General features: G+C 73.0%; 8 protein-coding genes. 7 read left to right on the top strand and 1 reads right to left on the bottom strand.

The window, feature by feature from the left end; all coding sequences use genetic code 11:
- The 3 genes from ACFQBR_RS23715 to ACFQBR_RS23705 form a co-directional block, all read left to right on the top strand.
- Positions 1-1868, top strand: a 1868-nt coding sequence (locus ACFQBR_RS23715) for a hypothetical protein (protein WP_378554440.1), incomplete at its 5' end; no start/stop codon positions are given.
- Between the two features lie 106 nt (positions 1869-1974).
- The gene (locus ACFQBR_RS23710) at positions 1975-2307 is read left to right on the top strand and encodes a toxin-antitoxin system YwqK family antitoxin (protein WP_344184254.1); all 333 of its coding nucleotides are present in this window, start codon (positions 1975-1977) and stop codon (positions 2305-2307) included.
- A 495-nt stretch (positions 2308-2802) separates the two neighbouring features.
- Positions 2803-4062: a S8 family serine peptidase gene (locus ACFQBR_RS23705; protein WP_352987269.1), complete on the top strand. Its 1260-nt coding sequence runs from the start codon at positions 2803-2805 to the stop codon at positions 4060-4062.
- A gap of 70 nt (positions 4063-4132) precedes the next feature.
- On the opposite strand, the gene eccCa is transcribed toward ACFQBR_RS23705, so the two are convergent.
- Positions 4133-8104 (bottom strand): type VII secretion protein EccCa, encoded by a 3972-nt coding sequence (eccCa, locus tag ACFQBR_RS23700; protein ID WP_344184252.1) that lies wholly within the window; start codon positions 8102-8104, stop codon positions 4133-4135.
- Between the two features lie 216 nt (positions 8105-8320).
- Between eccCa and eccD the strand changes: the two genes are divergently transcribed.
- From eccD to ACFQBR_RS23680, 4 genes are read left to right on the top strand one after another with little or no spacing between them, the layout of a single operon-like run.
- The gene (eccD, locus tag ACFQBR_RS23695; RefSeq protein ID WP_267945578.1) at positions 8321-9721 is read left to right on the top strand and encodes a type VII secretion integral membrane protein EccD; all 1401 of its coding nucleotides are present in this window, start codon (positions 8321-8323) and stop codon (positions 9719-9721) included.
- 1 nt (position 9722) lies between these two features.
- On the top strand, positions 9723-11168 hold the full coding sequence (eccB, locus tag ACFQBR_RS23690; RefSeq protein ID WP_267945579.1) for a type VII secretion protein EccB: 1446 nt from the start codon (positions 9723-9725) through the stop codon (positions 11166-11168).
- Between the two features lie 22 nt (positions 11169-11190).
- Positions 11191-11517 (top strand): WXG100 family type VII secretion target, encoded by a 327-nt coding sequence (locus ACFQBR_RS23685; protein WP_267945580.1) that lies wholly within the window; start codon positions 11191-11193, stop codon positions 11515-11517.
- 51 nt (positions 11518-11568) lie between these two features.
- Positions 11569-11871, top strand: coding sequence for a WXG100 family type VII secretion target (locus ACFQBR_RS23680; RefSeq protein WP_267945581.1), 303 nt, complete (start codon positions 11569-11571; stop codon positions 11869-11871).
- Positions 11872-11967: the final 96 nt, after the last annotated feature.

Raw genomic sequence — 11967 nt, 5'->3', positions numbered from 1 at the left:
CCATGCACGACTGGAGGACCAACTGGCAGCACAGGGCGCGCACACCGGAGGAGGAGGACCGCCTGCGGCAGGAGTGGAGGGCCCGGTGGTCGCTGCCGACCACGACCAGACCGGGCGGGAGCGGACCCTCCCCGCAGGGCACCGACCCGTTCGGCGGCCGTGCGGGGCAGGGTTCCCCCGACCGGGCACAGACCCCCAGCGCTCCAGAGGGCCGGCCCGTCCCCCCGACGGAGACCGCACGGGAGGAACCGCGCTCTCCCGTCCCGACCGGGACGGATCCGGCCCCCGACAACCCACCGCAGAGCCGAACGAGCACGCAACCGTCCCGACCGGCCCCCGAGGAAACCTCCGGTCCCCCGTCCCGACCGACCCCTGAGGAAACCCCCGCCACCCGACCCCTCACCCAGGACCGGGGCGACGAGGGTTCCTCCACCCTGCCCCAGGACCGCACGGACACCTCCCAGCAGGAGGGGGCCGCGCCCCCGGCCGAACAGGCGCCCCTGATCTCCGGCCCGGCGGCCGACCTGTTCGCGTTCTTCGCCCAGGAGCTGAACGGCCCCGCGGGCAAGGGGGACGGCGACTCCGCGCAGGGCACCACGCGCACACCCTCCGGCGAGGAGACGACCGCGGAGCCCGCCCCTGTCATCGACGACGACCGGACCCAGGAGGCCTCGTCCCCCGAGACGGCGCCCGATGTGGCCGGGACCAACCCGTCCCGGAAGCAGTCCGAGGGCGAGGACCAGGACACGCCCGAGAACGAGGACGGCGACGAGGAGAACAGCGAGGACGACGCCGAGGACGCCCCCGGGAGCGACCGGAAGAAGGACAACGACGAGGACGGCGCCGGAGGCGGCGCCGGCTCCAGCGGTCACCGGTCCGGAGGCGACGGCGGCAACCCGTCCGGTGGCAACAGCGCTGACCGATCCGGCAGCGGTGACGGTGACCGGCCCAGCGACCGTTCCGCAGGCGATGACGGCTCCGAGGGCAACAGCGGAGGCCCAGCCCCCCAGGGGGACGGCAGCCACTCCTCCGCGCAGCCGCGATCCGACTCCGCGACCGCTCCCACGGGGGACACCCCCGCCGGCACCGGGCAGAACCCGTCGAGCGACGCGCCCGCCGGAGCCGAGGAGCCCGGCCAGGACGGCACCCAGGAGAACCAGGGAAGCGACGACCGGCCGGCCGTCGAGGCCCTCGGGCTGGAGGACAGGCCCGACGGAGACCCCCGGTTCCCGAGCGACCTCTCGAACGGAAGGGTTATCGGCACCATTCCGGAGAACCGCACAGGAAGGGACGACAACGACCGGATCATCACGGTCGACGGGAAACCGCTACAGGACTTCCAGAGCGACCTGCTCATCAGGCGCGCCGAGGAGGTCAAGAAGATCCTCAGGGGAAAGACCCCCGTGAGGGTGGACACGGGGACCTTCCACAACACCAAGGCGGACCGCCCCTCGGGCCCGGACGCGGACCCCTTCACCGAAGCCGCCATCAGTTTCGGGGACCAGGGAGGAAGGAACGGCGCGGTGAACGCGATCGTCGTGGACCGCGTCAGCGGGAAAGTGGCGGAAGGGCACAACGGAAGGACCACGTACTCCGTCATCCCCGAGGACGAACTGCACCCCAAGCTGAAAGAGCGCTTCGACGCCATGTACAGCGACGGGGGCTACCAGGTGTACGGTGCCGACGGAAATCCCGTGACGAGGGCGGACGGCAGCCCGGAGACCACCCCCTACCCGTTCAACGACCTACCCGCCCGGCACGCGGAGCTCAAGGCGCTCAACGCACTCCTCTGGGAACGCGACGGCGCGGAGATCAGTGATTTCCAGCTCGACGCCTGGTTCACCCTCAAGAACGACGGTTCGCTCTGAGCGTGCTGCACCCACATCACCATGGGATCGCCCGCGCACCGGGCCGGAAAGAATTCGCCCCCGAGCCGCCCGGAGTTCTCCGAGGTAGACGAAAACGGAGGCCCCATTGCGCAGAATTGACGCAGAGGACCTCGACCTCCTGGAGGAGACCGGGGCCGTGCTCCGCGGTCGGGGCTTCACCGGTCGAGTGGTGGAGACCGAAGAGACCGGGGTGACGGCGCGCACCTTCGTCAACGGCGTCGCGAGCGGTCCCGACATCGCCTGGAACAGCGACGGCCGGCTCGTCTCCCTGGGCAACCTCGCCACCGGAGGCCTGCCCGTCGGCCCCTCCCACCACTGGGACGCCGAAGGCCGCCTGGTCAGCGAGGAACGGCACCGGGCCCAGTTCGGCCGATTCGACCCCGCGACCGGCGAACAGCGCCCCGCCCCCTGGCTCTGAGAGCCGCTCCGCCCCGGCGGTGGGACAGCGCGACCGTCGCCCTTCCTCCGTGGAGCCGCCGCTCCGGAGAGAACGACGCGGACCGGCCACCGGACGCTCATGGAACGTACACACGAAACGGAGTACGCTACCGCAGTCGGTCCTCCTCCCGGGGCTCCGTCCGAACGGACGGCCGCCCCTCCCCCGCGGTCGCGGCCTCGTCACCGCCCGGGGAGGACACCGGTCACGCCGGGTCCGGCGGGGCTCGCGGGGTCGGCCCCGTCCCGCGCGGAGGGTCCCGACGGAACGGTTCCGGAAGAGGCGCCCGGAAGGGCGGCCGCCCCGGGTCCGCCGCGTCGCGGGGAGGCTAGCGTAGGGGCACGGGACCTTCCCCGGCGCCCTTCTCCCCCGCGTACGGCCTCCGCGCGGAAGACGCACCCCCTCGACCCGTACGGGTCCCCCACCGGGCGCGGAGCGCCCCGAGGACACCCCCTGACAGTCTGGAGCACACACCAGGTGACCGCACACACCGATCCGGGGACGGCCCGGCCCCGGCGCCGCCGCACCGCCGCAGCGGCGCTGGCCCTGGGACTCCTCGCCGCCCTCCCCGCGGCTCCGGCGGCGGCCGAGGCCCCCCAGGACCCCGTCTCGCTCGCGCAGGTCCACCCCTTCAAGGCCGACAACCAGCCGTGCGCCGCCACCGGCGGGGACGTCGTGGAGCAGTCTCCCTGGACGCACCACTTCCTCGGCCTGTCGCGGGCCCACGACCTGAGCACCGGCGAGGGGGTGGGCGTGGCGCTGCTGGCCCCGGAGGTGGACGGCGGCGACCCCGCGCTGGCCGACGCCGTGGAGGGCGGGCAGTCCGCCGACTGCCTCGGGTTCGGCACGTCGCTGGCCGGGGTGGTCGCCGCCCGGTCCGTGGAGGGCAGCGGTCTGGTCGGGGTGGCCCCGGACACCGTGGTGACGGCCGTGGCCACGGGCAGTCCGGGGACCGGCCTGGCCTCCGCGCAGGAGATCGCCGACGGGATCGGGAGCGCGGTGGACTCGGGGGCCCGCGTGGTCCTGGTGGGCACGGGTACCTGGGAGACCTCCCCCGCACTGGAGTCCGCGGTCGCCGCCGCGGAGGAGGCCGACGCCCTGGTCGTGGCCCCGGCCACGGTCCCCACGTCCCGGGGACCGCTGCCGGGGCGGCCCGCCCAGGAGGCGTCGGTACTGAGCGTGGCCGCGCACGACGTGGAGGGCCTCCCCGTGGCCCAGGGCCCGCTGGTCCTGCCCAGCGGAGACCTGGCCCGCGTGGACCTGATCGCGCCGGGCGACCGCGTGGTGGCGACCGGCCCGGGCGGCGGCCACGTGACCGCCGCCGGCGACGGCGTGGCCGCGGCGTTCGTGGCGGGGACCGCGGCCCTGCTCATGGCCCGTGAGCCGGACCTGAGCGCGGAGCAGGTGCGCGAGCGGCTGACCACCACGGCCTACGAGTCCCCCCGGGGGGACTCGGACCCTCTGTCGGGGCACGGCAGGATCGACCCTCTGGCGGCGATGGCCATCGCACCGGGCGGCGTCCCCGCCGGGGTGGCGGGCGAGGGGTTCGTCCCCGATCCCTCCCCCTACGGTTCGGTGGACGCGCCGCCCACGGCGGCCGTGGTGTCCGTGACCCTCCTGCTCATCGTGCTGTGCGTCCTGGGCGGAGCGGTGTTCAAGCTCGGGCGCGCGCGCAAGTGGCGTCCCGCCGGCCCGGGCGAACCGGTGCCGATGCGCTCCGACGAACCGGTGCGCTGACGCGGCGGGGCCCGTGGGGCACACCTCCAGGCGTGCTCCACGGGCCCCGCCCGCGACCCGGTCGCGGGGCTCAGTCCTCGGCGCCCTCGGCGATGGCCAACTGGACCTCCACGGGGTCGCGGCGCGCGATCCACAGGGCGCGGCCGGGGGCCATCGTGCGCGCACGGATGTTGCCGAACAGCATGCCCTCCGAGGGCGGGGCGGACAGCATGATGCTGGGCGTGTTGGAGTCGATGAGCGTCCGGATGACCGGGTCGCCGGAGGCCCGGCTGAAACCGCCCGCGGCATGCACGAGAACCACGTGCAGGCCGATCTCCGCACCCTGGCTGAGCATCGGCAGGAGCGGGGTCAGGGGGTTGGGGCCGCTTCCGGAGACCATCTCGAAGTCGTCGATGAGGACGAACAGCTCGGGGCCGGTCCACCAGTCGCGCTTGCGGATGCGGTCGGGGGTGACGTCGGGCCCGGGCAGCCGCGCCTTCATGGCCTGCGCGGCGGCGGCCATCATCTCCTTGACGTTGTCGCCCGAGACCGCGTAGCCGAGCTGCATGTCCGTGGGTACGGCGTCGTAGAGCTGGCGGCGCTGGTCGGCGAGCACGACCCGGGCGGTGGTGGGGCCGTAGTGGCTGCGGATCGCGTTGGTGATGTGGCGCAGCAGCGTGGTCTTGCCCGTCTCGGTGTCGCCGACCACGAGCAGGTGCGGTGTGACGCCGAAGTCGTGCCAGAACGGCTGCATCCGGCGACTCTCCAGCCCCATGGGCACCTTGAGACCGCCCATCTGGGTGAGCTCGGAGGCGGGCAGCTCCCGGGCGTGCAGGATCGGGGGCAGGGTGCGCACCGCCGGGGCGGACGGCCCGTCCCAGGCCGCGCGCACGCGCTCGACGAGTTCGCCCATGCCCTCGGACAGCGTGACCGAGTCGGCGTCCCCGTCGGCGCGGGGCAGACCGGTGAGCAGGTGGTGCTTGGTGTCGGTGATACCGCGGCCGGGCACGCGGGGGACGGTCTGCGCGGCGCGCATGTGGACCATGGAGTCCACGGGGTCGCCCATGCGCAGCTCGAAGCGGGTGCCCATGAGGTCGCGGACGGCGGTGTGGAAGTCGGCCCAGCGGGGGGAGGCGACCACCACGTGCACGCCGTAGTTGAGGCCGCGCTGCACGAGCTGGACGATGGGGCCCACCAGATCCGCGTAGTCCTGGCGGATCGTGCCCCAGCCGTCGATGACGAAGAAGACGTCGCCGTGGGGCTGGTCGGCGAACTCCCCGGCGGCGCGGCGCCTGCGGTAGGTGCCCATGGAGTCGATGCCGTTCTCGGCGAAGAAGACCTCACGCTTGGTGAGGATCTCGTTCATCTCCATGATGGTGCGGGTGATGCGCCGCTCGTCGGTGCGCGTGACGACGCTGCCCACGTGCGGCAGGTCCTTGAGCGCGGTCAGCACGCCGCCGCCGCAGTCGATCCCGTAGAACTGGACCTGGGCGGGGGTGTTGCACACCGCCAGGGTGAGGATGAACGTGGCCAGCATGGTGCTCTTGCCGCTCTGGGGGCCGCCCGCGATGCCGACGTGTCCGCCGGCCCCGGACAGGTCCGCCACCAGGGGCAGGCGCCTGTGCTCGAAGGGGCGGTCGATGATCCCCAGCGGCACGCGCAGGACCGTCTCCTTCGTCCAGGCCAGGCCTCCTGCGGGCAGGCGGGTGCCGACCATGGCGAGCAGCTCGTCCACGAGCGGTGGCACCTCCAGCGGGGGCAGCCACACCTCTCGGGCCGCGGGGCCGAGGCCGTCCATCCGCTCCAGCGCGGTCGCGAGGAGGGACTCGCCGGTCTCCTCCTCCTGGACCTCGGGCTCCTCGGGTTCGGGAGCGGTCGCGTCCACGGGGGTGTCGGTGAAGAGCACCACCTCGCCGCCGACCGTGTTCCTGCGGGCGGCGCGGCGCTTGACGCGGTAGGGCCCGGAGACGTAGGCGGCCTTGAAGCGGGTGAGGGTCTCGGTGTCGGTCTTGAGGTAGCCGTTGCCGGGAGCCGAGGGGAGCTGGTGGGCGTCGGGGACGCCGAGCACCCCGCGACTCTCGATGGCGGAGAAGGTGCGCAGCGCGATCCGGTAGGACAGGTGGCCCTCCAGCTGGTGCATACGGCCCTCGTCCAGGCGCTGGGAGGCCAGCAGCAGGTGGACGCCGAGGCTGCGGCCCAGGCGGCCGATCATGACGAACAGGTCCATGAAGTCGCGGTGGGCGGCCAGCAGCTCGCTGAACTCGTCGACGACCACGAACAGCGTGGGCATCGGCTCCATGCCGGGGTTGGTCTCGCGGGCCCTCTCGTACTCCAGTGCGGAGCTGAAGTTGCCCGCGGAGCGCAGCTGCTCCTGCCGGCGGACCAGTTCGCCGTGCAGGGCGTCCTGCATGCGCTCGACCAGGATGGCCTCGTCGGCGAGGTTGGTGATGAGCGCGGAGGTGTGCTGGAGCTGGTCGAGGCCGATGAAGGTGGCGCCGCCCTTGAAGTCGACGAGCACGAAGTTGAGGGTCTCGGGGGAGTGGGTCAGGGCCAGGCCGAGCACCAGGGTGCGCAGCAGCTCGCTCTTGCCCGAGCCGGTGGCGCCGATGAGCATGCCGTGCGGGCCCATGCCGCCCAGCGCGGACTCCTTGAGGTCCAGCTCCAGCGGCGCGCCGTCGGAGTTCATGCCGATGGGTACGCGCAGCCGGTCCTTCTCGTGCAGCTCGCTCCACATGCGTTCGGTGTCGTGCCGGTGCAGGTCGGGGATGCCCAGGAGCGCGGTCAGCTCGAAGTCGGTCGTGAGGGGCTCGGTGACCTCGACGACCATGCCGATCCGGTAGGGCGAGAGCAGGCGGCCCAGGGAGGTGGCGCGGGACAGGCTCAGGGAGTCCGGCCGGCCCAGCACCTCCTCGACGTCGCGGCCGCTGTGGTCGCGGGAGAGCATCACCAGGCGCTCGGTCTCCACCCGCAGGGCCAGGGTGTAGGGGTCGTCCTCGGGGGGCATCGGGTCGGCGACGTCGACGACGACGGCGTTGCGGTAGCCGCCGCCCAGCATGCGCGACCCCGGGGGGATGCGCCCGCCGTCCACGACGATGACGGTGAAGGGCTCCTCGCGGCTGGGGGTCTCGGTGGGGTCGAAGCGGGGACGGTCGGCCAGATCCGGGACGAGCTGTTCGAGGTCCATCGCGTCCGTGCACAGCAGCCGGGCCTGGCCCGCGCCGTCACGGGCGGTGGGGTGCTGGGTGTGGGGCAGCCACTTGGTCCACGACCACAGGGCCAGGTTCTCCTCGGAGGCGCACACGGCCACGCGCAGCTCGTCGTGGGCGTGGAAGACGGTGAGCTGGCCGATGAGGGCGCGGACGAGGCCGCGGCTGGCGTCCAGGTCGCCGCGCATGGTGATGCGGGAGTACCCGCGCAGGTAGATCTGGACCGGCTGGTCCTCGACGGTTCCGTAGGCGCGGATGAAGCGGCGCAGCGCGTGGGCGCTGAGGGGTTCGAGGTCCTCCACCGGCTTGGAGGAGACCGGGGAGATCGTCATGGACAGCGCCTGCTCGCCGACGGCCATGCGCGCCTCGGCGAAGTCGTCGTCGGTCCCCCTGCGCTCCCACAGCCGGGAGGTGCGCACGATCGACCACAGGGCGTCGGGGTGGGGCGCCCGCCAGAGCATCGCGTCGCGCTGCTCGGTGACCACCCCCCGCAGGCGGGTGCGCATCTGCTTGAGGTAGCGCAGGTAGTCCCGGCGGTCGTCGTTGAGCTGGCGGCGGCGCTCCAGCAGGGTGCGCAGGTACTGGCCGCCGAGCATCACCACGGCACCCACGAGCATCATCCCGCCCGCCAGATAGGGCATGATGCTGTTGCCCCCGCCGCCGCCCATCATGCTCCCGGGGCGGATGATCATCATCATCATCGCCAACGAGGTCATGGCCATCGGCAGGTAGGTGAACACCGAGGAGGCGCTGGCCTGTGGTTCCGGCAGCTCCGGTGGCTCCTGAAGGCTGACCTCGCCCGAGGGCAGGTCCGGCCCGGGGCGCCGCGGGGGACGGCGGACGAGGATCGTACTCACAGGACGGGGTCCTCCCTTGCAGGGAACAGCGGGGGCGGTCCGGAACGGGGACCGTAACCGGCGTCCGGAACCGAACGCCGGAAGCAGAACACTACCGTTGCCAACTAAAGTGACAGACACCAAAATTTAAAACAACACACCTCCAAAATGGGTCGTCGGAGTGTTACCGTCACTTCCACCCCTGTCACGACCCTGCCTCATGATGGGCCCCACCGGATGAACGATGTCGCCTCCCCTGACCTGTGCCGGCTCCTGATCCGCGCTCCCGAGCGCTCCTTCGAGATCGCGGCGCCCACAGAGGTCCCCCTCTCCGAGATCCTGCCCACCCTCGTGCTCTACGCCGAGGGCGACAACGGCGAGGACCTGGACGAGAGCGGCCTGGAGCACGACGGCTGGGTCCTCCAGCAACTGGGCGACGAGCCCCTGGAAGAGGACGAGACCCTCCGCTCCCTGGGACTCTGCCACGGCGAGACCCTCTACCTGCGCCCCCGCCGCGACCAGCTGCCGCCGGTGCACTTCGACGACCTGACCGACGGCGTCGCCACCGGCATGAGCGAGCGCGCCGACCGGTGGCGCCCCGAGGCCACGCGCGTCCTGCTCCAGTCGCTCGGGCTGGTGGTCCTGTTCACCGGCCTGGCCGTCCTGGTCAGCGGCGGCCCCGGCCTCCTGACCGCGGTGTCGGCGGCCTGCTCGTCGCTCCTCATGCTGCTGTCGGCCTGGGCGGCCTCGCGCGCCATGGGCGACCTGGCCGCCGCCACCGGCCTGGCCGCGGCGGCCACCCTGTACATGGCGGTGGCCGGCGCGTCCGTGCCCTCGGGGGACCCCGGCACCGCGCTGATCGGGGCGCGGGTCCTGACGGGAGCGGTGACCGCCGCCGGGGCCAGCGTGCTCGGCCTGGCGGCCGTGGCGGGCTCCGTGCCCTTCTTCGCCGGCCTGTTCACCGCCGAGGTGCTGTGCGCGCTGGGCGCGCTTTCCCTGATGTTCATCCCCGGCGCCACGGTCCCGGCCGTGGCGGCCCTGGTGGCGCTCATCGCGCTGCTGCTGGGCACGTTCGCCCCCCAGCTGGCCTTCCGCCTCTCCGGCCTGAAGCTGCCGCCGCTGCCCTCCAACCCCGACCAGCTCCAGGAGGGCATCGACCCCTACCCCGCGCGCGGGGTCCTGGACCGCGCCGAGCTCGCCGACCGGTTCCAGACCGCCCTGTACGCCGCCACCGGCGCCGTCCTGACGGTCTGCCTGGTCGTGCTCGGCGCCACCCCCGGGTGGGTGCCGATCACCCTGTGCGTGATCGTGTCGCTGGTGATGCTGCTCCAGTCACGCGGTCTGGCCAGCGCCTGGCAGCGGTCCTACGTGGTCGCGCCGCCCTGGATCGGGCTGACCGCGCTGGTCCTGGTCGTGGTGTGGACGGCCGACCCCCTGCCCCGCACCCTCGCCATGGTGGGCCTGTTCGCCGCCTCCGCGATCCTGGCGGTGGTGTCCTGGAACCTGCCGGGCACACGGCCGCTGCCCCACTGGGGCCGGGCCGCCGAGATCATCCAGTCGCTGCTGACGGTGGCCATCGTGCCCCTGGTACTGGCGATCTTCGGCGTGTTCTCGCTCCTGCGCGGAATCGGCGGCTGACATGCAGTCACGTCGCGACAGGGTGATGGCCCACAACTTCACCGTGGGCCGACTGGGCACGGCCATGCTGGAGGGCGACCCCGACGCGGTCGACGCCCCCATGCGCCGCACCCGTACCGGCACCTACATCGGCATCGCGATCGGCGTGGTGCTGTGCATCGGCTTCCTCGTGTTCGGCCTCATCTTCCCCGGAGGCGCCACCAGCTGGCGCCAGGAGGGCCGGCTGATCGTGGACCGCGACACCGGGGCCTCCTACATGTACTCGGCCGGGGTGCTGCGCCCCGTGGCCAACGGCGCCTCCGCCCGCCTGGTCCAGGGCGCCGACGCCGCCGTGAGCCTGGTCTCGGCCCGGTCCCTGGAAGGCGTGCCCGTGGGCGGCCCCGTGGGCATCGCCGCCGCGCCCGACTCCCTTCCCACCGAAGCGGGCCTGGAGGAGGCGGTCTGGCGGGTGTGCGCGCTGCCGCCCGAGGGCGAGGAGGACGAGCGGGGCCGCACCGCCCTGGTCGTCGGCGATGCCCCGGAGCCCACCCCGCCCTCCGCCGAGCAGGCGGTCCTGGTCTCCGGGCCGGACGGGGCTCCGCAGCTGCTGTGGAACGGCACCCGCCTGCGCCTGGACGAGGAGGGCGGCGCCGTCCAGGCCCTCGGCTACGGGACGAGCGACGCCCTGCCCGTCACCGCCGCCTTCCTCAACACCGTGCCCACCGGCCCGGACCTGACCGCGCCCGAGGTCCCGGGCGCCGGTGAGGACGCGGGCGAGCTGGCGGGCGGGCCCCGGCAGGTGGGGCAGGTGTTCGCGGTGTCCACCCCCGGGCAGGGGGACCAGCACTACCTGCTCACCCGGGACGGCCTGGTTCCGCTCTCCGTGACGCAGGCACTGCTGTTGCTCGCCAACCCGGACATCTCGGGCGCCGCCTACCCCGACGCCCCCGCCGAGGCGCTGCCCCTGCCCGCCGGCGAGGCGCACACCCGGCTCTCCGACGGCCCAGCCCCGCGCGAGGAGCGCCACCCGGGCGCCCCGCCGGAGCTGGTGGGCGTCGGCGCGGGCGTGCCGTGCCTGCGGCTGGCCCCCGACGGCTCGCTGTCGCTGACCATGGACGACCCCGCCGGGGTGGAGGCGTGGCCGGTGCAGGAGCGGCCCGGCATCGTCCCCGGGTGCCCGACCCCCGACCTGGTGGGCATCGCCTCCGGCCGGGGCACGGTCGCCGCCGCCCAGCCGGTGGGCGGCGGCGCTGCCGCCACCACCCACTACCTCGTCACCGACAGCGCGGCCAAGTACCCGGTGGTCGACGATGCCGCCCTGACCGCCCTCGGGTACGAGACGGCCCAGGCCGTCCCCGTCCCGACCTCCCTCCTGAGGCTGCTGCCCTCCGGTCCGGTACTCGACCCGGAAGCAGCCGCCCTCCCCCTGGCGTCCTCGTCGATGGTCGAGGACGCCGGATGCCCCTGATGGAACGACCCGAGGAGAGCCTGTGAACCAGAGGACAAGGACTACAGACGAGGCCGAGCGCATCGCCCAGGAGGCGATGACCGAGGCCCACAGCCAGTGCAACACCATCTACACCAACGTGGACAACACGCGTGACAAACTGCGCATGTCCTGGCAGGGCGCGGCCTCCAACAAGTACAGCGAGGCGGTCGTCGGCTGGCTGGAGGAGCTGCGGCTCATCACCAACGACATGAACCAGATGATCGGCACCTTCGGCGGCACCGTCCACGCCATGCACGCCACGGAGGACGCGGCCGTCATCACCGGTTCGCGGTGGATGAACGAGCTCAACCCGAACCAGTCCGGCTGAGGCCTGCCGACCGCTCCCACACGCACGAGTCCCCCTCCGGAAGGCGAGACCATGACCATCAACGGTTTCGACGTCAGCTACGCCTACGTCGACGAGGCCACCAACGAGCTGCGCACCCAGACGCAGGCCGTACAGAACCAGATCGAGGCGCTCGACGCCCAGATGCAGACGGTCAAGGCGGAGCTCGACGGCGCCATGGCCACGGAGTACGACCGCAAGGTCGCTTCGTGGCGGGCCAACGTCGCCGACATGCAGGTTCTTCTGAACAAGGCGGAGACCGCCCTCAACGAGATCCGCAACAACTACTCCTCCACCGACGGGCGCGAGGCCATGAACTGGCAAGCGCTCCTGTAGTCCACTCCCCCTCCCCGGGGCGGGCGGCCCACCACTCCCTCAGGGCGCCCGCCCCACCCCATCCCCCACCCCCGACAACCCGACGAACGACCGCCC

The organism is Nocardiopsis tropica (assembly GCF_042660575.1).
In the GTDB taxonomy this organism is placed as follows: Bacteria; Actinomycetota; Actinomycetes; order Streptosporangiales; family Streptosporangiaceae; genus Nocardiopsis; species Nocardiopsis tropica.
The sequence above is the reverse complement of the archived record's forward strand: the minus strand, read 5'-3'. Positions and strand labels throughout refer to the sequence as shown.

Coding starts and splice junctions, on each gene's coding strand:
- eccB (WP_267945579.1), top strand. CDS start 9,723: ATGCAGTCACGTCGCGACAGGGTGATGGCCCACAACTTCACCGTGGGC.
- ACFQBR_RS23680 (WP_267945581.1), top strand. CDS start 11,569: ATGACCATCAACGGTTTCGACGTCAGCTACGCCTACGTCGACGAGGCC.
- eccD (WP_267945578.1), top strand. CDS start 8,321: ATGAACGATGTCGCCTCCCCTGACCTGTGCCGGCTCCTGATCCGCGCT.